Origin of the sequence: Neorhizobium alkalisoli (assembly GCF_007829835.1) — a bacterium.
Taxonomy (GTDB): domain Bacteria; phylum Pseudomonadota; class Alphaproteobacteria; order Rhizobiales; family Rhizobiaceae; genus Neorhizobium.
The window spans coordinates 100235-123936 of the sequence record NZ_VIWP01000012.1 but is presented as its reverse complement, the minus strand read 5'-3'; the positions used below and the strand labels follow the sequence as shown (position 1 = coordinate 123936).

Here is a 23702-nt window from a genome sequence, read left to right as displayed (position 1 = left end):
GTTCATCGCCCCCCAAATATGCCGGCAGGCAAATCGATTTCCAGCAGCAACTGAAACACGACATAGATGCCCACGGTAATGCAGACGGATGCAACGGCGCTGCCGAGGAGCGGTCGGCCGAAAACGACCTTGGTCATGAACAGGCAAAGCGCAAGGAAGCCGCAAAGAAATCCAAAAGCCGACATCAGCGGAACGCTGATCGCCAGCGCCAACCAGGTGGCGAGCGCCATCGGCACCCCGCTTCCCTTTTCTTCTACATCGTCGTCATCCGCCACCGGCGAGAGTGGCGCAGGCCTGCGCATCCCACGAAGCAAGAGAAGCAACGCAACTGGGAGCATTACCAGCGAGTAGAGAAGCGGGAAAAAGCCGGGCCCTGGCCCCGCATCGCTGACGATGGTCCACGAGAGAGACATGGAAATGATATAGATGCTGAGCAGGGACAACAGCCCGCCGGAGATCACATCTCCAGGCGACATGTTTTGACTTGGCATGACGTTTCCGATCGAGATTGATTTCGCCCGGTAAAGCTCCGCCACCGAAATGGCGCGGAGCTTTACCTTTTGACTAACGCAGAACCGGGATATCCGCGGACTTCAGCGCTGCTCTCGTATTGTCGGCAACCGTGCCGAAGAATGAGGCCAGGTCATCGCCGGCGATGAAATTGGTCTGGACACGCGTATCCTCGACATACTTCTTCCAGGCGGGTGTCTCTACCGCCTTGGCGAAGAGTTTACGGTAATAGTCGGCAGCTTCCGGGGACATTTTCGGTGGCGCGACAATCCCGCGTGGCTGCAACGGTATGCGGATGTCATAACCGGCCTCGCGGACAGTCGGTACGTCCGCCGGGAAAGTCGGAACCTTCTCATCCGACACCTGGGCGAGCGCCCTGAGTTTGCCGGAACTTAGGAAGTCGCCGACCTCGGAACCGTCCATCACCAACGTATCGACATGACCGCCGAGGATTGCCGAAAGACGTTCGCCTCCACTCGGGAAGGAAACAAGTGGCCATTGTGCACCCGTGCTGGCAACCAGGATATGGCGTAGCATCGCATCGCGACCGAGCGGCGTGCCACCCGCCTGCTTCAACTTGTTCGGCTCGGCCTTGGCAGCGTCGATGAAATCCTTCAGCGACTTGAACTTGGAATCGGCGCGAACCATGATCAAGGCCGGTTCAAAGATCATGTTGGCGATCGGCGTGAGCGACTGCAGCGACGTGGTTGCATCCTTCTGCACCAGGTAATCCGTGGTCCAATTGCTGGCATAGACTCCAAGCGTGTTGTCATCGCCTTCCTTGCTGGCGAGATAATTGATGGCATTGGTGCTACCGCCACCGGTCTTGTTGACGACCACGAAGCGCGCGGTGCTGAGCTTTTCCTGCTCGATGACATTGATGACGGCGCGCGCGAATGCGTCGGCGCCGGCACCCGGTCCGGTATGGACGATGACATTGACAACATGGCGAGGTTTCCAGTCCTCGGCATGAGCCACGCCGAAGGTGGCGCATAGGGCAAACAGGGCAGACATGCCCTTCTTCAGAAGCATCATGGTGTTCCTCCCGCTGATGAGATGGTGTTCTTCTACAGAAAGCCCGCTCATGTTCCTCCACGGGGCCGGCACCGACTATGCCCGTGCACCAGGCACGGGAGAAATGAATTTATTTGCAAAATTGATGCAGATTGCGCATCAATTTTCCCCCATGAACATATCTTTTCCTGATCTCCGCAGTTTTGTCGTCCTTGCCCATAGCGGCACGTTTCACCATGCCGCGGAGTCCCTTGCCATATCCCAACCGACACTGACCCGCCGCATTCAGAAACTGGAACAAACACTCGGCGTGCAGCTTTTCGAGCGAGATACGCGCAATGTCAGACTCACGGCGGTCGGCCGTGAATTTCTTCCAAAGGCTCAGGCGCTCCTGGAGGATCTGGACGGTTCGCTTCTGTCGATTTCCAGCATGGCAGAGAAAATGGCTGGCCAGATCACTGTCGCCGCGGTGCCCACTGCTGCACAATTCTTCCTGCCGAAAACGCTGGTGCATTTCGCGCAGAAATACCCGCGCATGCGGGTCAAGATCGTTGATGAACCCGCCAATGTCGTTTTGACGAGCGTGCTTTCTGGTGACGCCGATATCGGGCTCGCCTTTGGCCGCAATCTCGGCGAAGGCATCGATTTCGACATCCTGATGGATGACCCTTATGTTATGGCCTGCCAACCGGATCATCCCCTTGCCGAAAAGGCACAGGTTACCTGGTCGGACCTTGGCCCCTACCCGTTGATCGTTGCCGGCAGCAAAAATGGCAATCGCTTCCTCATCGATCTGCATCTGCAGAACAACCGGTCACCGCGAAAGGGTGTTTACGAGGTTCAGCACCTCAGTTCGTCGCTTTCACTCGTGGAAGCGGGTCTCGGCATCAGCGTCGTCTCGACGCTGCTCATGCTGATGAACCATAATCCCAATATCGTCTTCAGACCGATCGTCAGCCCGACACTCTTTCGTGGCGTGGGCATCCTCAGGAAACGCAACGGTGCTCTGACACCCGCAGCACAGGCCTTCTATCAGTCCCTGAGAAAGGTCTGGCTGGACGGGTGATCGGGCAGAAGAGGGCCGCTCCACACCTGCGTTGCCGGGAAGGCACAACCTTATCAATACGTTTTTCCAATGCATGTTCGGCCATGAGCGGCGTTCGCAGGGCGCGAATTATTGATAGACGTTCTCGCGTTTTTCCAAGCTCAGGGCATCACCGTCTTGCCAATCCACGATGCAGGCACCCATCATCTGAAAGAGCACATGAGCTTCGTCATATCCGTTTTGTCACCGCATCAGCATGCCGTCCCGGCATATATCTCTGCGCAAGGCGCGTATTACTCCCGCAGAGCCCGTTTTATGGGGTAAGTAACCCTCCTCCAGGAAACAGCTCAGCATCGAGACAAAGTGACGGTGCCGCGGTGTTGGCCTTGAGGCCCAAATCGTTTGTCCCGACCTGAACGGATAGCCTTAGAAATCTGCTGAAATCGGCGAACGATCCATTTGAGTGGCTTTAGATTTATTTATAACGGTGTCAGTCAGTCTTTTGTACGGGTCGGTAGTCTCGAAAACGGTGCCAGGGTGAAGCAGAGTCTTTATAAACTTATTCATGACGCTTTGCGGCAGGGTATTGAGGATCAATCCATCCCGACTGGGACGGTCCTTCTGGAAGGTCCTATCGCAGAGCGGATGAGCGTCAGTCGTGCTCCGGTAAGGCAGGCTCTTGCCTTCATCGAAACCGATGGCCTTGCGCATAGATTCGATGGGCGCGGTCTCATCGTCGGACCGGTCAATACGCTACCCGATCGTGACCTGCTGGGCCAGGTGATCGGCGCAATCGCGCTGCCACAAGACCATGTCGCCTTTTCCTGGCAGACTTTTGCAGAGGATCTGGAAGCAAAGGTCGTCTACCAGGCCTTTTTCGGTTCTATGCGCATCAACGAAGTGGAGCTCGCCCGCTACTACAATGTCAGCCGCAGCACGGCGCGGGATGCGCTGATCCATCTCGAACCGCTCGGCCTCGTGGAAAAGGATGCAAGCTTCCGCTGGATGGTCGTGCCGCTGGACAAGGCTCGAATTGCCGAACTCTACCAGTTGCGCGATCTTCTGGAGCCGGTCACCCTGCGGCAGGCGGTGCCGCATGTGCCGCGCGCCACGCTCGAAAGCATGATCGAGCGGCACGAAACGGCACTGCGGCGCTATCCGGCGGTGACCGCGGGCGAACTCTATGAGCTCGAACTCGACCTGCATGTCCGTTGCCTGGAATATTCGCCGAACACGACCTTCGTGAAGGTTCTGCGCCGCACCCATTGCTTGCTGACGCTGAGCAAGCAGATCATGGGCATCCGCATCGACATGCCGGAATACGAACCGTTCATGAACGAGCATCTGCGCATTTTCCGGCGGATGCTGAACGGCGACGATACGGGCGCGGAACTTGCCCTGCGCGGCCATATCCATGCTTCGGCGATCAAGGTCGACGAGCGGGCCGCGGTGATGCGGCGCCGCTATGTCGCGACGCCGCAGCCCTTCTTTCAACCGATCACCGGCTGAACGTTCCGGACAGCACGGTCAGGTCACAGCACCGACCTGCCACGGAACGAATTCGTTATCGCCATAATCGAAATGCTCCGACAGCGTCTTCTCGCCGGAGGCGACGGCGACGATCAGGTCGAAGATCCGCTTGCCGGCGGCATCGATCGTATCGGTACCACGCGCGATATCACCGCAATTGACGTCCATGTCTTCCTGCATGTGCTCGTACATGACGGAATTGGTGGCGATCTTGATCGTCGGCGAAGGCTTCCAGCCCGAGACGGAACCGCGTCCGGTGGTGAAGCAGACGATATTGCAGCCGCCGGCCACCTGGCCGGTCACGGCGACCGGATCATAGCCGGGCGTGTCCATGAAGACGAAACCCTGTTCGGTGACAGGCTCGGCATATTCATAGACGGCGTTGAGCGGCATGGAACCGCCCTTGGCAACGGCGCCAAGCGATTTTTCCAGGATCGTCGTCAGGCCGCCTTCCTTGTTGCCATGCGACGGATTGTTGTTGAGCTCGGCATTGTTGCGGGACGTGTAGTCGCGCCACCATTCGATCCGCTGCAACAGCTTTTCCGCGACGGCCGGCGTCCTGGCGCGGCGGGTCAAGAGATGTTCGGCGCCGTAGATTTCCGGCGTCTCGGACAGCACGGTCGTCGCACCCTGGCGCACGAGCATGTCGGAGGCGACCCCAAGGGCCGGATTGGCGGTGATGCCGGAATACCCGTCCGAACCACCGCATTCCAGCGCGATCTTCAGCTTCGACAGCGGCTGCGGCGTACGCTGTGCCGCATTCACCTCCGGCAACATTTCCCGAATCATGTCGCAGGCGGCGTCGATCGTCTTGCGCGTGCCGCCCAACTGCTGGATCGTCATGGTGCGGAAGCGATTGCCCTCTTCCAACTTGTAATGTTCGAGGATTGGTCGGATCTGGTTCGTCTCGCAACCGAGGCCGATCATCAGGATGCCGCCGAAATTCGGATGCGTGGCATATCCCTTGATGACGCGCGTCAGGTATTCGTAGCCCTCGCCCTTGGTATTGATGGCGCAGCCGCCGCCATGGGTCAGCGCAACGACGCCATCGACATTGTCGAAACCGTCAAGACCGCCGAGCCGGTTGAAATGCTCGGCGATGTAGCGCGACACCGTGGCGGAACAGTTCACCGTCGAGATGATCCCGATATAGTTGCGCGTGCCGACGCCGCCGAGACCGCGGTCATAACCCATGAAGGTGAGCCGCTCGTTTTCGGGCACCAACCCAGGATCCTGGTTCTCGACGCAGAACTGATGGTCGTGATGGCTCTCGACCATCGAGAGGTTCTGCAGGTGAATATGCTGGCCAGCGGCGATGTCGCGGCTGGCGATCCCGATGACCTGGCCGAACTTGCGCACTTCCTCGCCCTCGGCAATCGCCCGCAGGGCGACCTTGTGCCCGCGCGGAATGGTTTCGGCGGCCACGACATCGGCCAGACCTGTCTGCTCGCCTGCCTTGATCGTGCGCCGCGCAACACCAACGCTGTCGGCCGGATTGAGCAGGATTGTCGGATTTTCGACTAACGACATAACGCCCTCATTAATGCCTATTGCATGCAATATACGTTAGCAGTTCCACGTCAAGGCCGATCATGCGGCCATCCGCAGGCATGGAGAGCCGGCGGAGCAGCATTTGGAGGAAAGCTGCATTGGGTTATGAGTTCGATTTCAGTTTCATTTGGGATTTCTGGCCAGATCTGGCCTGGGGCGCCCTTGAAACCGTGCTGCTGTCAGGCGCTTCCATCATCCTAGGTTTCGTTGCCGGCGCCGGCCTCGCCGTTGCCAAAGTCCACGGAAGTCGTACCGTGTCGACTTTAGCCAATATTTACGTGGAAGCGATCCGCAATACACCGCTGGTTGTCCAGGCGTTCTGGCTGTTCTTCGGCCTCGCCGCCATGGGCCTGCGCATGCCGGCCTTTTATGCGGCCATCGTCACGCTGGTGATCAACGTGTCCGCCTACACGGCCGAGATCATCCGCGCCGGAATGGAATCCATTCCGAAAGGCCAGTTCGAGGCAGCGGACTGTCTTGCGCTCAGTCGCCGGCAGGTGCTTTTCCATGTGGAATTGCCCCAAGCGGTTGAGCGTGTCTATCCCGCCCTGATCAGCCAGTCCGTGCTGATGATGCTGGCAAGCTCGATCATGTCGCAGATCTCCGTCGAGGAACTGACCGGCGCCGCCTACGGTATCCAGTCGATCACCTTCCGCGGTTTCGAGATCTACATCGTGGTCGCCGTCATCTATCTCCTGCTTTCGGTCCTGATGCGGTTTGCGATGGAGGGTATAGCGCAGCTCGCCTTCACCCGTCGCCGCCGTCTCGGCACCCCGCTCTGAGTGCCGGAGGACATCATGGGCAGCTCCGTTACAATCGCACATTACATTCTCATGCTTCAGGGCATGCTCTGGACCATCGGCCTGTCGCTAATGGGCTTTGTCGGCGGCACGATCGTTGGCCTGCCGATCGCCATCGGTCGCATCTCGCAGTCGAAAGCCCTGCGCCGCAGCCTCGGCCTCTATATTGCCCTCATCCAGGGCATTCCGCTGCCGATCCTGATGTTTCTCTGTTATTTCGGCATATCCGTCGCCGGCTTCAACGTGCCGGCGCTGGTGGCGGCCGGCATGGCGATGACCGCCTATGCCAGCGCCTATCTGGCCGAGATCTGGCGCGGCTCGCTGCAGTCTGTGCCAAAGGCGCAATGGGAAGCGGCCGAATGCCTGGCGCTGACCCGGCTGCAGCGCATGGTGCATGTCATCCTGCCGCAGGCCGTGAAGATCTCCATTCCGCCGACCATCGGCTTCCTGGTGCAGATCGTCAAAAACACCTCCTACGCGGTCGTCATCGGCTTTGCCGAACTGACCTATACCGCCCGCCTGATCAACAATTCGACGTTCAAGCCCTTCGTGGTGTTTACCGTCGCCGCGGTCCTCTATTTCGCGATCTGCTTCCCGCTGTCGCATTTTTCCCGCCGGCTTGAACGCAAGCTGAAGCGCGCCTGACAGGATGCCTGACATGACCAATATCGTCGAGTTTCACAATGTTCGTAAATCCTATGGCGCACTCGAAGTCCTGAAGGGCGTCTCGCTCTCGGTGCCGAAAGGCAGTGTCGTGGCGCTGATCGGCCGCTCCGGTTCCGGCAAGTCGACGGCGCTGCGCTGCGTCAACGGACTTGAAAGCATCCAGGGCGGCGAACTGAATGTCTGCGGGCGAAAACTGCACGAGGCCGGCGTCAAGCTTCGCGAGCTACGCAAGGATGTCGGCATCGTCTTCCAGTCCTACAACCTCTTCCCCCATAAGACGGTCGAGGAAAACATCACGCTCTCGCCGCGCCTGACGCGCGGCCTGTCCAAGGCTCAGGCGCGCGAGGTCGCGCAGCGGGTCCTGGCGCAGGTCGGTCTGTCCGAAAAGGCGGCGTCCTATCCCGAGCAGCTTTCCGGCGGCCAGCAGCAGCGCGTCGCCATCGCGCGCTCGCTCGCCATGGAGCCTGAGCTCATGTTGTTCGACGAAGTGACGTCGGCACTCGATCCGGAACTGACCGGCGAAGTGCTGAAGACCATCGAAGCGCTCGCCAAGGGCGGCATGACGATGATCCTCGTCACGCATGAAATGGCCTTCGCCAAGCGCGTCGCCAACCAGATCGTGTTCATGCATCAGGGCGTCGTCTGGGAAACCGGCGACGGCAGGATGCTGGACGCACCGCAAACGCCCGAGCTGCGCAACTTCATCGGCAACGGCCTTTAAATCCCTGATCAAATTCATTCCACGGAGGATAAGAATGAAACGCTTCATCGCTGCAACGCTTCTCGCCGCAACCAGCCTGGTCGCCACCATGGCGCATGCCGATTCCCTTGCCGACATCAAGAAGGCCGGAACGATCCGCGTCGCGATCGATCTCGGCGCACCGCCCTATGGCCAGCTCGACGAGGCCGGCAAGCCGGCCGGATCCGACGTGGAAGCAGCAAACGAACTTGCCAAGGATCTCGGCGTGAAGCTTGAAATCGTCCCGGTCAGTGGCCCCAACCGCGTGCCCTTCCTTTTGACCAACAAGGCCGACGTCGTCATGGCCTCCTTCTCGATCACCGATGAACGGAAGAAGGTCATCGATTATTCCGATCCCTATGGCGTCGTGCCGACCGTCGTCGGTGCTCCGAAGTCGCAAGCCCTTCCGGATTTCGCTTCGCTGGCTGGCAAGACGATCGCCGTGACCCGCGGCACGACCTCCGACCAGGCCCTGACCAAGGGTGCGAAGGAAGTCGGCGGCGTCAACATCGTCCGTTACGAGGATGACGCGACCACCAATACGGCCGTCGCCACCGGCCAGCAGGACCTGATCGCGGCCGCTGCTTCCGTCGTCGCCCAGGTCAACCGCGCCAACCCGTCCCGCGACCTCGAGATCAAGTTCGTGATGAGCTCGGCCCCCTATGCGATCGGTATCCGCAAGAACGAAGCCGAGCTGAAGGCCTGGCTCGACCAGTGGATCAAGAGCAAGATCGCCTCGGGCGAACTGAACACGATCTACAAGAAGCATTTCGGCATTGAGCTGCCTGCCGAATATCGCGGCAAGTAAGAAGAGATACCTCCTCCCGGATGCGGCGGCGCAACTCCCAGGCGTGCCGCATCCGGGTCATTGCCATCACGAAAGATCAGAATCCATGTTGTTGTCCCAGATCTCGGGCGCCGACGGCGCCATCATCGTCCTTGCCCGTGAAGAGGGCGAACCGGCCCGCGAAGTGCTTGGCGCGAAAAGTGTCCATGCACTTGCCCTGGAAGCCGCAAACAGCGGCCGCCGTATTGCCGACGTCATCGCCGCGCACGGGTTCGGCGCAGAACACGATCCTGCGACGCTTGCCCGCGACGGCCGGTATCTGGCGCCGATCACCCATGCGGATCCGGCGCATCTGCATCTGACCGGCACGGGCCTCACCCATCTCGGATCGGCAGCGACGCGCGACGGCATGCATGCGGAAGTCAAGAAGGTCGAGGTCGGCGCGACCGATACGATGAAGATGTTCCGTATGGGCATCGAAGGCGGCAAGCCCGAAGCCGGCAAGGTCGGCGTGCAGCCGGAATGGTTCTACAAGGGCAATGGCCACTCCCTGGCCGCACCGGGCAAGGCGTTGACCTCGCCCGCCTTTGCGCTCGACCATGGCGAGGAGCCGGAAATGGCCGGCATCTACGTCATCGATGACAAGGGCCAGGCCTTCCGCCTCGGCTTTGCCGTGTCGAACGAATTTTCCGACCATGTCACCGAGCGGCAGAATTATCTGTATCTGGCCCATTCCAAGCTGCGCCCGGCCTCGATCGGTCCGGAAATCCGCGTCGGCGCGCCGCCCGCCGATATTCGTGGCACGAGCCGTATCCTGCGCGATGGCAAGGTGCTTTGGGAAAAGCCCTTCCTTTCGGGCGAGGAGAACATGTCCCACAGCTTTGCCAATCTGGAATATCATCACTTCAAATACCGCCTGTTCCGCAGGCCGGGCGATGTGCATGTCCATATGTTCGGCACTGCGACACTGTCCTTCGGGGACGGTATCCGCGTCGAACCGGGCGACGTTTTCGAGATCGAGGCGCCGGGCTTCGGCGAGCCGCTGCGCAATGCCGTCGCCGTCGACCAGCCGGAAGCGTTCGGCGATCTCGCCGTCCGCGATCTCTGATCGGCAACACCCATCCGATCGTCCGGCCCCCTGCGGGCCGGATCATTTCCCCATGACCATTTTCAAAGACAATCTGCGAAAGCCAAAGAGATGACCGACGCTCAATTTCGACCGCACGGCCGCCACCTGATCGCTGGGGCCTGGGTCGACACGCCAGACCATTTTTCCTCGTCACCGGCGGAGGGACCGGCTTTCGAATTTTCGGCCGGCAATGCGGCGCTGGTCGATGATGCGTGCCGGGCGGCCGCGGCGGCCTTCGATGCCTATGCCTCGACATCGATCGAGAGCCGCGCCGCATTCCTGAATGCCATTGCCGACGAGATCGAAAGCCGCGCCGCGGCAATCACCTGGATCGGCAGCCGCGAGACAGGTCTTCCGCCGGGCCGCCTTGACGGCGAACGGGCGCGAACGACGGGACAGTTGCGGCTTTTTGCGCGCCATATTCTTGGCCGTACCCATCTTGACGAACGGATCGACGCGGCGCAGCCCGAGCGCTCGCCCCTGCCCCGCCCTGAATTGCGGCTGATCCAGCGGCCGATCGGCCCCGTCGCCGTGTTCGGCGCCTCGAATTTTCCACTCGCCTTTTCGACGGCGGGCGGCGACACGGCAGCGGCGCTTGCGGCCGGATGCCCGGTCGTGGTCAAGGGCCATTCCGCCCATCCCGGCACATCCGAGATCGTCGCCGAGGCCATCCTTGCCGCCCAGAAATCCGCCGGCATGCCCGACGGTGTCTTCAGCCTGATCCAGGCAGGCAGCCGCGTGGTTGGCGAGGCACTCGTGACGCATCCGGCGATCAAGGCCGTCGGCTTTACCGGCGGACTTTTCGGCGGACGCGCCTTGTTTGATCTCTGCGCCGCACGGCCCGAGCCTATTCCCTTTTTCGGCGAACTCGGCAGTGTCAATCCGATGTTCGTATTGCCGTCTGCGCTTGACGGTCGTGCGGAAGGGCTGGGCGCCGGCTGGGCCGGCTCGCTCAGCATGGGCGCCGGCCAGTTCTGCACCAATCCGGGGATTGCCTTCCTGATCGACGGCCCCGCCGCCGATCGCTTCATTGCGGCAGCCCACGCGGCCCTGGAAGCGATCGCACCGCAAACCATGCTGACCGACGGCATTGCCACCGCTTGGTCGCGGGGAACCGCACAGATGGCCGCGACACCAGGTGTCCGCACCTTGCTCAACAGTGGTGCAAGCGGCCGAAACAGCGCGCCGGCGCTTTTCGAGACGGATGCCGAAACCTTCCTTGCCACTCACCACCTGCATGAAGAGGTTTTTGGCCCGACAGCGCTGGTCGTGCGGCTTCCATCGGAGGACGCAATGCTGTCCGTCGCGCGGAATTTTTCAGGGCAGCTGACAGCAACCGTGCATATCGAAGAGGCCGACCGCGATCTGGCGACATCGCTTGCCCGCATTCTCGAGCACAAGGCGGGTAGATTGCTCGTCAACGGTTTTCCGACAGGCGTCGAGGTTTGCGATGCAATGGTGCATGGCGGCCCCTATCCGGCATCGACGAATTTCGGTGCCACGAGTGTCGGGACAATGTCGATCCGGAGATTCCTTCGTCCGGTATGCTATCAAAATGCCCCCGAATGGATGCTGCCTTGAGCAGTGGCGAAAAAGTGATGCATTTGGTCCTGAATGGAATCGAACCGTCGACACGGCGAAGGCCTAATCAATAAGGCGATTTATAGAGGGGTTCACCGATTAAGCCTTCGCTCCGGCACCGCACATATCGTTAGTTGCTCACAGCAACGACGCGTGGTTGCAGACGCCAATTTGCCAAGCCTCAAGGCAGATTCTCCCGTAGAACGATACCGATCGGCGCGGCCTCCACGCCAACCGTTGGTTCGCGGCCCTCGCGCAGGTTGTTGAAGATGCGAACGGCATTTCGCATCAGTGTCAGCGGCGTCACGTTGATGACGGCATCCAGCGTTCCCTGTACCAACAACGCACGGGTCTCCGCCGTCAGACCATGGCCGATGAAGACAACATCTTGATGGCGGTTCGCCTCCACCAGCGCCCTCGCAACACCCTCCGAGGCGCCGCCGACATTGTAGATCCCGATAATGTCCGGGTGCTGCTCGAGCAGAGCCGATGCGATCTTGTAATTGCTGTGGGCATCGTCATGCCCCTCGCGTAACCCGATGATCTCGAGTCTCGGATAGGCCTCGTTCAGGATGTGCCGGAAACCCATCTCGCGTTCCTCATGGCCGCGATAGCTGAGTGACCCCGCGAACATCACGACCTTATTGCCGGCCTGCGTCGATGTACCGACGAAGCGGCCGAGAAGCAGGCCCGCGGTCCGGCCGGCAGACCGGTTGTCCATGCCGACAAAAGCTGCCCGAGGCGCGTTGGAGATATCGGATATGAGGGTCAGCAGATGAATGCCGCGGCCCGACAGGGTCTTCACCGCCTCGCGCACAAGCGGATGCTCCAGCGCCATGAAGGCAATGCCATCCTCTGTCGCTGCAAGCTGCATCAGATGTTCGGCCAGCACGGCAGGATTGAAGCTTGCGATCGGGATAACCTGACAGCGAACATTATACTGCTCCAACTCCTCGACCGATTGCCGGATCGTGTCGGCAAGCAGCCGGAGATACTTGTTGTTGGCGACAGGCAGTACGAAGGACAGACGCATCGCCGGCGCCTGCCTGCGCATCGTTGCCGGCAGCGCAAAACCGAGCTGATCGGCCGCCAGAATGACGCGGTCGATCGTCGGCTGGCGTACGCCACCGCGCTGATTGAGGATGCGATCGACCGTGGCGGTGGAAACGCCCGCAGCCGCCGCAAGCTCAGCGATATTCACCTTGCGTCCCAATATCTCGGCGCCAGCGGGTTCAGTCGTCATCTCTCACCTCTAATTCAATCAAATTACATCAAATAATTTGATTGCTTCTGCATTTCAAGCCTGTTATTTCAATCAATAATATATCTATGTTTCACCAAATAGGCGAGGAGGCTTGCGGTGGAAAATGCGCTTGCGGGGCGGCTGCGCGGCAAAACTGCCGCAGTGTTCGGTGCCGGCTCGATTGGAGAGGGATGGGGCAATGGCAAGGCGGTTGCCGTTGCATTTGCGAGGGCGGGCGCCAAAGTCGCCGTCATCGACGTGAATGGCAATGCGGCTGCCGTCACCGAGAAGATTATCCGCGAGGAAGGTGGCACCGCTCAGGCCATGGTCGCCGATGCGACTTCGTTTTCGGACATCAAGGCATGCATCGACAAGACGCTCGACGCGTTCGGACGGATCGACATCCTGCACAACAATGTCGGCATTACATCGCAAGGCGGTCCGGTGGAGACCGAAGAGGCCACCTGGGACAAGGTCATGGCGGTCAATGTCAAGAGCATGTTCCTGACTTGCAAGGCAGTTTTGCCTGTGATGGAAGCTCAGGGAAGCGGCGCGATCGTCAATATCGGTGCTCTCGGCGGGGTTCGCTGGACCGGTTATGCCTATTGCGCCTATGCCGCCAGCAAGGGCGCCGTGAACAGCTTTACCCAGAGCATTGCCCTGCAATATGCAGCAAAGGGCATTCGCGCCAACTGCATTCTACCGGGCGTGATGGATACCCCGCATATATATAGTCAGATCTCGGGTTTTTATGCTGGCCGCGACGAGATGGTCGCCGCCCGTAACCGGCTTTCGCCGACCGGCAGCATGGGGGATGGCTGGGATGTTGCCCATGCCGCGGTCTTCCTCGCGAGCGACGAGGCGAAATATATCAATGGCGTTGAATTGCTGGTCGATGGCGGCATGCATGCAAGGTGCGGCTGATCATTGATGGTTTTTGATTGAGCTTGATGGTTTCCGCTGGAATGTGGGTAGGAGATTTCCATTCCGGCGGATCATCCAAATTGAAAATGTGATCTTTGGAGGAGGATTAAGATGACCACGTTTACCCGTCGTACGGTTTTGAAGCAGATGGCAGCCCTGCCGGTCGCCGGAATGGTGCTCGGCGCACCACATCTGGCCCTTGCAGCGACACCTGAATTCTCGTTGAAATACGCCAACAACCTGCCGCTCAGCCACCCCTTGAACATTCGTGCCGCCGAGGCTGCACAACGTGTCGCCAAGGAAAGCAATGGCCGGGTGGAAATCGCCATCTTCCCGAACAACCAGCTCGGCGGTGACACCGACATGCTCGGCCAGGTTCGCAGCGGCGGCGTCGATATGTTCACGCCCGGCACGATGGTGATTGCCACCATTGCGCCGATCAGCGCCATCACGGCGGTCGGTTTCGCCTTCAGCGACTACAGCCAGATTTGGGGCGCGGTGGACGGCAAGCTTGGCGATCATATCCGCGGCGCCTTCACGAAGATCGGCCTCCATACATTCTCGAAAATGTGGGACAACGGCTTCCGGCAGATCACCACGAGCAGCAAGCCGATCACCAATGCCGCCGATCTTTCCGGCCTGACCATCCGCGTTCCGGTCAGCGCCATGGGCGTTTCGCTGTTCAAGTCGCTCGGCGCCTCGCCGACCAGCCTGCAATTCAGCGAGGTTTATTCGGCGCTGCAGACGAAGATCGTCGAGGCACAGGAAAATCCGCTGGCCATCATGCAGACGGCCAAGCTCTACGAAGTGCAGAAATACTGCTCGAAAACCAATCACAGCTGGGACGGTTATCATTTCACCTTCAACGGCGACACTTGGAGCTCGCTGCCGGACGATCTGCAGACGATCATCGAACGCGCCTTCAACGAGGCAGGCATCCAGCAGCGCGCCGATCTCGAGAAGATCAACAAGGGCATCGAAGGCGATCTTTCCGCCAAGGGCGTGGTCTTCAACGCACCGTCCGCCGACAGTTTTCAGGAAAAGCTCCAGAAAGCCAAGTTCTACGACGAATGGAAGGGCAAGTTCGGTGACGAAGCCTGGGCTTTGCTGGAAGCCAGCGTAGGCAAGAAGCTCTGATGAGCGGCGGGGTCTTGCTTGAAGCCGGCAGTCGGCCCGCCTCGGGATGGCGGGCTGTCATCGGCCAGGTGGAACGGGGCGTCGGCGGCTGCGTGGAGATAGCAGCCGCGGCGCTTGCCTTCGGCGATATCGCTATTCTCCTGAGCGGCGTGGTTGCGCGATACATCTTTCGCGCACCCATCGTCTGGTCGGACGAGCTGGCGGGAATCTTCTTCCTGTGGCTGTCCATGCTGGGGGCCGCCGTCGCCTTGCGGCGCGGCGAGCATATGCGCATGACGGCCTTCGTCTCTTATGCAAAACCCCAGACGCGCGTGTTTCTGGAAATGGTGGCGCAGGGTGCTGCACTCGCCTTTCTCTTACTGATAGCTTACCCGGCCTATAAATATGCCGGCCGCGAGGCGATCGTTTCCACGCCGGCACTCGAGATCAGCAATGCCTGGCGTGCAGCCGCCCTGCCCGTCGGTGTCGGCCTGATGATTGTTCTTGCCGTTCTGAGGCTTGTCACGCGCGCCGATCTCACCACCGTCGCCAAGGCGGTGAGCCTGGTCGCCGTACTGTGCGTTGCTATGTGGCTCGCCAGTCCCATTCTGGTCCCGCTCGGCAAACTCAATCTCATCGTTTTCTTCGTGGTCATCGTCGGCGCAGGCGTGTTTGCCGGCGTGCCCATCGCCTTCACCTTTGCGCTGTCGACCTTCGGCTTCATGGCTCTGACCACCCGCACTCCCATGGTCGTGCTGGTCGGGCGTATGGACGAAGGCATGTCGCACATGATCCTTCTTGCCGTGCCACTATTCGTCTTTCTCGGTCTGCTGATCGAAATGACCGGCATGGCGCGCGCCATGGTGCGCTTTCTGGCCAATCTTCTCGGCCATGTGCGTGGCGGCCTCTCCTATGTGCTGATCGGTGCCATCTACCTGGTCTCCGGCATTTCAGGCTCCAAGGCCGCCGACATGGCGGCCATTGCGCCGGTCCTGTTTCCGGAAATGAAGGCACGCGGCGCCGACCAGGGCGATCTCGTTGCACTTCTCGCAACAACCGGGGCGCAGACCGAAACAGTGCCTCCATCGATTGTTCTGATTACCATTGGTTCGGTCACCGGCGTATCGATCGCGGCACTTTTCACCGGTGGCATGCTTCCCGGCCTGTTGCTAGGGCTGGCGCTTTGCCTCGTCGTCTGGTGGCGATACCGCAAGGAAGACCTCTCCGGCATCGTCCGCGCAAGCCGCAAGGAAATCTGGTGGAGCTTCCTCTATTCGCTTCCGGCTTTGGCACTTCCGATCATCGTGCGCACGGCGGTGGTCGAGGGTGTCGCGACCGCGACCGAAGTTTCGACCATCGGCATCGCCTATGCCACGATCGTCGGGATCTTCGTCTATCGCTGCTTCGACGCAAAACGGCTCATCCCGATGCTGATCGAGACCGCTGCTCTTTCCGGAGCAATCGTCTTCATCATCGGCGCGGCGACAGGCATGGCCTGGGCTCTGACCCAATCCGGCTTTGCTTCGAACCTGGCGACCTTCATCGCCAGCCTGCCCGGCGGACAGGTCACCTTCATGGCGGTGTCGATCCTCGTTTTCGTCATTCTCGGCAGCCTTCTGGAAGGCATTCCGGCGATCGTGCTGTTCGGCCCGCTGATGTTCCCGATTGCCCATCAAGTGGGGGTGCACGAGGTGCATTATGCAATCGTCGTTGTGCTTTCTATGGGTCTGGGGCTTTTCGCGCCGCCATTCGGTGTCGGTTATTACACCGCCTGCGCTATCGGCAAGGTCGATCCGAGCCTCGGGATGCGGCCAATCTGGGGCTACATGACTGCACTTGCGATCGGCATCGTCGTGATCGCCGCCTGGCCGTGGCTCTCCATCGGATTTCTCTGACATTTTACAGAACTGGATTTACGCATGAGCAGGTTTTTTGGTGAAATTCGACAGGTCGCCTATCTCGTTCCGGATATCGAGGACGCGATGCGCTACTGGACGGAAGTACTCGGCGTCGGGCCCTTCTATTACAATCCGAAGGTTCCGATCGTAAACTACACCTATCGTGGCGAGCCCCATGAGCCGCACAATTCCGTCGCACTTGCCAATGCCGGCGGGCTGCAGATCGAGCTGCTCCAGACCCGCAACGATGTCCCGTCCATGTATCGCGATTTTCAGCGTGCCGGCTTTACCGGTGTCCAGCATTTCGCTTACTGGACCGAAAATTTCGACGCCGACCTGGCACGCGCAACGCAGGAAGGTTTTGAAGTCTGCATGACCGGCGAAGTCGGCAGCAACGGGCGCTTCGTCTATTTCGAGAAGAAGACACCCGGCAACATTGTCCATCCAGGCACGGTGATCGAACTTTCTGAGGTCGCAGGCCCGAAAGGCCGACTTTTCAATCTCATCCGCGAAGCGTCCGTCGGGTGGGACGGCTCAGATCCGGTGCGGGCGTTCCCGGATCTGGGAACGCTCTGATGCAGCGGATCAAGGCGCGTTATCTCATCGAGACACCCGATGAGCCCATGCAGGTTGCCGAAGTGCTGGCCGGCGAGCAGAGCAGCGGAACGTTCGTGCGGGTTGCCAACGAGAGCGAGGATCTCAAGGCACTGACCCGCGCCACGGTGGAGGTAATCGAGGAGCTGGAACCACTGTCCGAACCGAGCCTGCCGAATGCTCTTCTGTCGCGGCAGGGGCGCGGCGGGCCGTGGCGGCGAGCACGTGTCACCGTATCCTTTCCGCCCGCCAATATCGGCCGCAACTTGCCGACGCTCGCGGCGACACTTGCTGGCAACCTTTATGATCTCGGTGGGACGACGGGCTTGCGCCTCGAGCATATCGATCTGCCGTCGGAGTTCCGCAACCGCTTCGAACGTCCCCGCCACGGCGTGCGCGGGACGCGCATGCTGACGCAGGTCGAGGGACGGCCGCTGATTGGAACGATCATCAAGCCGAATGTCGGACTGTCTGCGGAGGAGACGGGTACGCTCGTTGGTGAACTCTGTGAAGCGGGTGTGGACTTCATCAAGGACGACGAGTGCAACGCCGATTCCGAGCATGCCCCGATCGCTCAGCGCATCCCGGCCGTGATGAATCACGTCCGGCGCTGGCAGGACAAGACAGGCAAGGCGGTCATGGTCGCCTTCAACATCAGCGATGAGCACGAGGCGATGCTGAGGCATGCGGATCTCGTCGCCCGCGAAGGCGGCACCTGTGTGATGGTAAGCCTGAACTGGGCCGGGTTTTCGTCCGTGCAGGCGCTGCGACGGCACACCGACCTCGTTATCCACGGGCACCGCAATGGTTTCGGCATGATGTCCCGCCACCCAGCGCTCGGCATGGATTTCCAGCCCTATCAGACGCTGTGGAGGCTGACCGGCACCGATCACATGCATGTCCACGGTCTGGACGGCAAATTCTCGCAGCCGAATTCGGAAGTGATCGAGGGCGCGCATGACAGTCTGGCGCCGCTCGCGGATCCGGCCGATAGAGACGACATCGTCATGCCCGCCTTTTCCTCGGGCCAGTGGGCAGGCACCCTGCCCCAGACGGCGAAAGCCGTGCCGAGCGGCGACTTTCTTTTCATGTGCGGCGGCGGCATCCTCGCTCACCCTCAAGGCCCGACTGCAGGCGTAAAAAGCCTGCACGAGGCTTGGGCAGCGCTCGCGGCAGGTCAGACACTGGCCGAGGCGGCGGCAGAAGCGCCCAACCTTGCCGCGGCGCTTTCATTTTTCGGCAGGTCGAAGTGACAGGCGACAGGCAGGCGATCAAATATCTCTGGTATGGCGATGACTTTACCGGCGCCTCCGACACGCTCGCGACATTCGCCGAGGCCGGCCTGAAAGCACTGCTCTGCCTCGGGGTGCCGGATCTCGGGCGCCTCGCGGCCGTTGGACCGTTCGATGCCCTGGGTATTGCCGGCGCTGCGCGATCCATGCCGCCCGAGGCACTTCGACGGGAGGTCGATCCGGTCGGCCGGTTTGCGCAAGAGCTGCGAATTACGCTGCTGCATTACAAATGTTGCTCGACCTTCGACAGTTCTCCGACTTTCGGCAGCCTTGGCGAAGCCATCCGGACTCTTGAACACTATATGCCGAACCCACTCCGCGCCATTGTCGGCGGCCAGCCGAGCCTGGGGCGATATTGTGCTTTCGGCAACCTGTTTGCCGCCGCTGGCACTGGCGGCGAGGTTTTTCGCATCGACCGCCATCCGACCATGGCCCATCATCCGGTCACTCCGATGTCGGAGGCTGATCTGCGGCTGCATCTGTCGAAGCAGGGCGTGCCGGATATCGATCTGGTGGACTGGCGCCAACTCGATAGCGCGTCAGACGAAGCGCTCGATGCTAGGATTGCAGCGATAGAGGGCCGCGCCGTCATGTTCGATGTGCTCCAGACTGGGCATCTCCAGCGCATTGGCAGGCAACTTTGGCAGTCGGCACATTCGGCCCCGCTGCTTGCGGTCGGCGCGAGCAGCGTTGCGGAAGCTGTGATTGCGCATTGGCGCGAGATCGGGCTCTGCACCGCAGAAGTGCCTGCGCTGGAAATCGCTCCGGCGCGCGATCCGGTCTTCGTGCTCGCAGGCAGCCAATCAGCTTTGACCGCAGCCCAGGTGGAGACCGCACTCGCCGGTGGATCAAATGCACGCTACCGATCGGTGGCGCTCGATATCCCGTCGATCGTATCTGATGGCGCCGCAGTAGCCACCACCGCCGAACAGTGTGCGAGCCTGCTGCGGCAAGGCCACTCGGTCATTGCCCATACGGGCAGAATGACGGATGGCGGCCCATCGCAGCTTTCGGTCGCGCAGGCCGGAGGCCGGCTGCTTGCCGATGTATTGCGGCGTGCGCCTTTCGTTCGCAGGGCAGGTGTCGCAGGCGGCGACACGTCAAGCCTTGCCGTGGAGGCTCTCGACATCTGGGCGCTGGGTTTTGCCGGGACGCTGTCGAAAGGTGTCACGCTGACCAGGGCGAACTCCGAGGACAAGCGGATCGACGGCCTTGAGCTGATGCTGAAGGGCGGCCAGATGGGTGGTCCAGACCTGTTCGAAAGATTACTGGGTGGCGTGCGGTAAATAGCGGGACTGCTAAGGTGGCAGGATCACGACTGAAAGCGTTGGCGCGAACAGCTCGGCAAAGTGTGAGAAGAACGATGAGCAAGCATCCCCTCGTTCCGGCGATCGAGGTCATTGTCGGGGAACGCTACTGCCTGACGAAGCCACGCCAGACGGAGCGTTTCCGAAAAGGCTTTCGCTCGGGAGAGGGAGAGGCCGCCATGGTCGTCCTTCCCGGCACCCTGCTCGAAATGTGGAAGGTCCTCCAGCTGATCGTTGCAGCGGACTGCATCGTCATCCTGCAGGCGGCCAATACAGGCCTGACCGAGGGCTCCACACCGAGCGGCAGTTACGACCGCGATGTCGTCATCATTTCGACACTTCGGCTCAACCGCCTGCATGTTCTCGACCACGGGCGGCAGGTCGTCAGCCATCCGGGCGGTACGCTGTTTGAGCTTGAAAAGCTGCTGCGGCCCTATGGGCGCGAATCGCATTCGGTCATCGGCTCCTCCTGCATCGGCGCGTCGATCGTCGGCGGCGTCTGCAACAATTCCGGCGGGGCACTGGTCCGCCGCGGGCCTGTCTACACCGAGCTTGCACTTTATGCGCAAGTGACCGCGGAGGGCGAGCTGACGCTCGTCAATCATCTGGACATCGAGCTCGGCGAGACGCCGGAAGAGATACTCGGGCGGTTGGATCGGGGCGATATCGATCCCGCCAGCGTCGGGCACGGGGCCGGCCATGCTTCCAACAGTGGATATGCCGCAAGACTGCGCGCCGTCGATGCCGATACGCCGGCCCGTTACAATTCCGATCCGGTCGGTCTGTTCGAGGCCTCCGGTTCTGCCGGCAAGGTGGCCGTGTTTGCGGTAAGGCTGGATACCTTTCCGGCAGAGACGGGCGCCAAGGTCTATTACATCGGCACCAACAAGTCGTCGGTACTGACCTCCCTACGTAGACGTCTGCTGACAGAATTGCCGGAATTACCGATCAGTGGCGAATATCTCCACCGCGACTGTTTCGACCTGACGCATCGCTACGGCAAGGACGTACTGTTGATGATCCACTGGCTCGGCACCGACAGATTGCCAGCCTTTTTCGCACTCAAGGGAGCAATTGATGCGCGGCTCGAGAAAATCAGGTTTCTGCCGCGGAACCTGACAGACCGGTTCATGCAGGCGGTATCGGCTCTCTTGCCCGAGGCGCTCCCCAGACGGCTTTTGGATTTCCGCGATCGCTTCGAGCATCATCTGATTTTGAAGGTGCCTGGTTCTATGGTTGCGCAGACCGAGACGCTATTGCTGGATTGTGTCGGATCCGACGGCTGGTTTGCCTGCGACGACAAGGAAACCAAAAAGGCGATGCTGCACCGTTTCGCGGCCGCAGGCGCCGCCATCCGCTACGGCGCTGTCAGGCCTGACAGGGTGGAGGGGATCCTGTCACTCGATATCGCCCTGAAGCGTAACGACGACGACTGGTTCGAGCAGCTGCCACCCGAACTCGACACCCAGATCGGGAAGAAGATCTATTACGGCCATTTTCTATGCCATGTACTGCACCAGGACTATGCCGTAAAAAAGGGTTGCGATCCGTCTGCACTTAAGCAGGCCATGTTGAAAATTCTGGATGCACGCGGAGCAAAATACCCGGCAGAACACAATGTCGGCCACGTCTACGCGGCGGAACCTGCTCTAATGAGCCATTACGCCTCGCTCGACCCCACCAACAGCTTTAATCCCGGCATCGGGAAGATGTCGAAGTTTTCGTATTATGGCTGCTCTCGTGGCTGCAAGGAGCATAGAGACGCGCACCAAGCCTTATGATTTCAGGTCTGAAGCGTCATTGCCTTCGACATTTTGTTGCCAGAAATAGCCTTCTGGTTTTGGTGAGATCCGAATTCTTAGCAAACCTTCTGTCTTCACCAATTCCGCCGAAATCAGATACTTGATTTCAGAGCGAGAGAGCCGCCAAAGGCTCCAATATGCGCTCGTTGCTTCCCGGTTTCTGTTGGCGAAGTCAGTATCCCCTAATGAGGCAGTTTAAAAAATCCGCCGAAGAAGTCCGCAAGGGCAGAGTAGGCATCAAGAGGCAAAATGTGAGCGACATATTGGTCAGGGCGAACGATCACCATGCAGCCGCACTTCCTATCAATCCCGCGCAGATCGAAGATATCATTGCCGTTTGTGAAGTCAGGGCAGAATATCTTCTCGTAATCTCGCAATCCAAGCCTCCCTTTTGCAGGTAGCAGCAACGCCGGCATGGTCTCAATTGCCAGATCGCGATACGGCTGCTGGAATACGGCACGCAGGTCTATGACGGAATCGATGTCGCTTTGTGCCGGCGTGTATTTTCCGACGGGAGAGGCCGGCGAGGCTTGCAGGAATTCGCTCAGTGTCGCGAGCTCACCGCCAACTTGTCCGCGGTCTCCTTCGCCGGCAAAGGCGTAGATCCGCCAGCGACCATCCGCTTTCGCCGCGTGGCCGAGCTGGACCGGCTTGGCATCGCCGAGACGGATGACCGGTGCGGAGTGGAATCGCGTTCCAATCAAAAACCCTGTGGCGAGATCCTGATGTGTCGTATCGCCCGTCAGGGTCGAAGGAGCGTAACGTGTCGCCGTACCGGCCGTATAGCGCCCCGACCGAATGAAATACTCCTGAACCTCCTGGGGTTCGACGCCATCCGGATTGAAAGAGGATTTGAGCGGGGTGCTCAGCATCTTAGACCATTGCCGGTCGAAATCGATCAACTCGCGGGCGATCGACTGGCGCTCGCTGGAATAGCTGTGCAGCAGATCCGGCGACGCGCGGCCCTCGAGCACGGCCGCCAGTTTCCAGCCGAGATTGAATGCGTCCTGCATAGAAACGTTCATGCCCTGTCCGGCTTTGGGGCTGTGGGTATGGCAGGCATCACCGGCAATGAAGACATGTGGCAGGCGTGTCGCGACCTCGTCTTCCGGCACATCGTCAAACTTGTCGCAAAGGCGCTGGCCGATCTCATAGACCGACCACCAAGCGACTTCCTTGACGTCCAGCGTGTAGGGGCGAAGGATGCGCTGCGCTGATGCGATCAGGTGATCGACGGTGATATTCTTGCTGGCGACGCGCTCGTTTGCGGCAAGCTTGTCCATCTCTACATAGATGCGCACCAGATATCCGCCCTCGCGCGGGATCAGCACGATACTGCCTTCGTCGGCCGACTGGATGACACCCTTGAGGCGGATATCGGGAAAGTCGGTGACGGCAAGCACGTCCATGACGCCCCAGGCCTGATTGGCGGAATCGCCCTTCAGCTCGCGCCCGAGCGAGCGGCGCACGGTGCTGCGGGCGCCATCACAGCCGACCACGTATCGTGCACGGACCATCTCGATCTCGCCCTTGTGCCCCTCGTCTGCCCGTTCGAAACGCGCCGTGACGGGATAGGCGTTCGAAGGATCCGCATCGATCACGAGTTCGGTGAGCAGGCGTCCGTAATGCGGCTCGAGCCGGCTCGGCGAACGGCGCATGACATCGAGATAGAAATCATGGACCCGCGCCTGGTTGAGGATGACATGCGGCATCTCCGACAGCCCGTCCTCGACATCCTGGACACGACCCTGGCGAACGATATTGTTCCTGTTTACCTCGTCCGGCTTCCAGAAAGCGGTTTCATTGACCCAGTAGGATTCCTTCAGGACCTTTTCGGCGAACCCAAAAGCTTCGAACATTTCCATCGTCCGGCAGGCGACGCCATCCGCCTGACCGAGCTGCAGCGGACCCAATTTCTGGTCGACGATAACCGACCTGATCGAGGGAAAGGCGGCAAGCTGTGCGGCAAGCGTCAGGCCGGCCGGGCCGCAGCCGACGATCAGCACATCCACCTCGTCCGGCACGGACCCGCCGCAGCCGGCCAACCGTTCCTGAGATGGCTCCGAAATCGTCGGGTCGCCTGTCCGAAAACCATTCAAATGAAATTGCATCGCCATCTGCCTTCAATGGGAAAAATGACAGCAAGGTCTTGCCGCCGAAGCTCTCAGCCGCGA

General features: G+C 60.3%; 20 protein-coding genes. 15 read left to right on the top strand and 5 right to left on the bottom strand.

All coding sequences use genetic code 11. The features are described from left to right. Positions 1 to 2: 2 nt before the first annotated feature. Both FHW37_RS28840 and FHW37_RS28835 read right to left on the bottom strand, forming a co-directional pair. Positions 3 to 491, bottom strand: a complete 489-nt coding sequence (locus FHW37_RS28840; protein ID WP_145642746.1) for a tripartite tricarboxylate transporter TctB family protein — start codon at positions 489 to 491, stop codon at positions 3 to 5. A gap of 73 nt (positions 492 to 564) precedes the next feature. Continuing rightward, positions 565 to 1545: a Bug family tripartite tricarboxylate transporter substrate binding protein gene (locus tag FHW37_RS28835; RefSeq protein WP_186458458.1), complete on the bottom strand. Its 981-nt coding sequence runs from the start codon at positions 1543 to 1545 to the stop codon at positions 565 to 567. Here FHW37_RS28835 and FHW37_RS28830 point away from each other — a divergent pair. Both FHW37_RS28830 and FHW37_RS28825 read left to right on the top strand, forming a co-directional pair. Continuing rightward, positions 1544 to 2590 (top strand): LysR family transcriptional regulator, encoded by a 1047-nt coding sequence (locus FHW37_RS28830; RefSeq protein WP_186458457.1) that lies wholly within the window; start codon positions 1544 to 1546, stop codon positions 2588 to 2590. The two genes, FHW37_RS28835 and FHW37_RS28830, sit on opposite strands and share 2 nt — an antisense overlap. Positions 2591 to 3106: 516 nt before the next feature. Continuing rightward, a complete protein-coding gene (locus tag FHW37_RS28825) occupies positions 3107 to 4078 on the top strand; it encodes a GntR family transcriptional regulator (RefSeq protein WP_186458456.1) in 972 nt (323 codons plus the stop codon). Positions 4079 to 4096: 18 nt separating this feature from the next. Here FHW37_RS28825 and FHW37_RS28820 read toward each other — a convergent pair whose 3' ends face one another. Beyond that, the gene (locus FHW37_RS28820; RefSeq protein ID WP_145642738.1) at positions 4097 to 5629 is read right to left on the bottom strand and encodes a UxaA family hydrolase; all 1533 of its coding nucleotides are present in this window, start codon (positions 5627 to 5629) and stop codon (positions 4097 to 4099) included. A 119-nt stretch (positions 5630 to 5748) separates the two neighbouring features. Here FHW37_RS28820 and FHW37_RS28815 point away from each other — a divergent pair, with 119 nt between their 5' ends. From FHW37_RS28815 to FHW37_RS28790, 6 genes are all read left to right on the top strand, one after another. Further along, positions 5749 to 6432: an amino acid ABC transporter permease gene (locus FHW37_RS28815; RefSeq protein WP_145642736.1), complete on the top strand. Its 684-nt coding sequence runs from the start codon at positions 5749 to 5751 to the stop codon at positions 6430 to 6432. A gap of 15 nt (positions 6433 to 6447) precedes the next feature. Then, positions 6448 to 7095 carry an amino acid ABC transporter permease gene (locus FHW37_RS28810; RefSeq protein ID WP_145642734.1) on the top strand — a complete coding sequence of 216 codons (648 nt, stop codon included), beginning with the start codon at positions 6448 to 6450 and terminating at the stop codon, positions 7093 to 7095. A gap of 13 nt (positions 7096 to 7108) precedes the next feature. Then, complete coding sequence (locus FHW37_RS28805) at positions 7109 to 7837, top strand: amino acid ABC transporter ATP-binding protein (protein ID WP_145642732.1); 729 nt, start codon at positions 7109 to 7111, stop codon at positions 7835 to 7837. 34 nt (positions 7838 to 7871) lie between these two features. Further along, positions 7872 to 8663 (top strand): transporter substrate-binding domain-containing protein, encoded by a 792-nt coding sequence (locus FHW37_RS28800; protein ID WP_145642730.1) that lies wholly within the window; start codon positions 7872 to 7874, stop codon positions 8661 to 8663. A gap of 85 nt (positions 8664 to 8748) precedes the next feature. Continuing rightward, complete coding sequence (gene araD1, locus FHW37_RS28795; protein WP_145642728.1) at positions 8749 to 9750, top strand: AraD1 family protein; 1002 nt, start codon at positions 8749 to 8751, stop codon at positions 9748 to 9750. A 90-nt stretch (positions 9751 to 9840) separates the two neighbouring features. Then, a complete protein-coding gene (locus FHW37_RS28790) occupies positions 9841 to 11352 on the top strand; it encodes an aldehyde dehydrogenase (NADP(+)) (protein ID WP_145642726.1) in 1512 nt (503 codons plus the stop codon). 181 nt (positions 11353 to 11533) lie between these two features. Here the strand turns inward: FHW37_RS28790 and FHW37_RS28785 are convergent, their stop codons facing one another. Continuing rightward, positions 11534 to 12595, bottom strand: a complete 1062-nt coding sequence (locus tag FHW37_RS28785) for a LacI family DNA-binding transcriptional regulator (RefSeq protein ID WP_145642724.1) — start codon at positions 12593 to 12595, stop codon at positions 11534 to 11536. Between the two features lie 117 nt (positions 12596 to 12712). Between FHW37_RS28785 and FHW37_RS28780 the strand changes: the two genes are divergently transcribed. From FHW37_RS28780 to dld, 7 genes are all read left to right on the top strand, one after another. Further along, on the top strand, positions 12713 to 13519 hold the full coding sequence (locus tag FHW37_RS28780; protein ID WP_145642722.1) for an SDR family NAD(P)-dependent oxidoreductase: 807 nt from the start codon (positions 12713 to 12715) through the stop codon (positions 13517 to 13519). A gap of 111 nt (positions 13520 to 13630) precedes the next feature. After that, positions 13631 to 14656 carry a TRAP transporter substrate-binding protein gene (locus FHW37_RS28775; protein WP_145642721.1) on the top strand — a complete coding sequence of 342 codons (1026 nt, stop codon included), beginning with the start codon at positions 13631 to 13633 and terminating at the stop codon, positions 14654 to 14656. Further along, complete coding sequence (locus FHW37_RS28770) at positions 14656 to 16530, top strand: TRAP transporter large permease subunit (protein WP_145642719.1); 1875 nt, start codon at positions 14656 to 14658, stop codon at positions 16528 to 16530. The genes FHW37_RS28775 and FHW37_RS28770 overlap by 1 nt, the downstream gene beginning before the upstream one ends. A gap of 24 nt (positions 16531 to 16554) precedes the next feature. Beyond that, on the top strand, positions 16555 to 17109 hold the full coding sequence (locus FHW37_RS28765; protein WP_145642717.1) for a VOC family protein: 555 nt from the start codon (positions 16555 to 16557) through the stop codon (positions 17107 to 17109). Further along, positions 17109 to 18380 (top strand): ribulose-bisphosphate carboxylase large subunit family protein, encoded by a 1272-nt coding sequence (locus FHW37_RS28760; protein WP_145642715.1) that lies wholly within the window; start codon positions 17109 to 17111, stop codon positions 18378 to 18380. Before FHW37_RS28765 ends, FHW37_RS28760 begins: the two co-directional genes overlap by 1 nt. Next, positions 18377 to 19705 carry a four-carbon acid sugar kinase family protein gene (locus tag FHW37_RS28755; protein WP_186458455.1) on the top strand — a complete coding sequence of 443 codons (1329 nt, stop codon included), beginning with the start codon at positions 18377 to 18379 and terminating at the stop codon, positions 19703 to 19705. The genes FHW37_RS28760 and FHW37_RS28755 overlap by 4 nt, the downstream gene beginning before the upstream one ends. A 77-nt stretch (positions 19706 to 19782) precedes the next feature. Next, positions 19783 to 21507, top strand: a complete 1725-nt coding sequence (dld, locus tag FHW37_RS28750) for a D-lactate dehydrogenase (protein WP_145642713.1) — start codon at positions 19783 to 19785, stop codon at positions 21505 to 21507. A gap of 203 nt (positions 21508 to 21710) precedes the next feature. Here dld and FHW37_RS28745 read toward each other — a convergent pair whose 3' ends face one another. After that, entirely contained in the window at positions 21711 to 23639 is a 1929-nt protein-coding gene (locus FHW37_RS28745) for an FAD-binding monooxygenase (RefSeq protein ID WP_145642711.1), read from the bottom strand. Positions 23640 to 23702 lie beyond the last annotated feature (63 nt).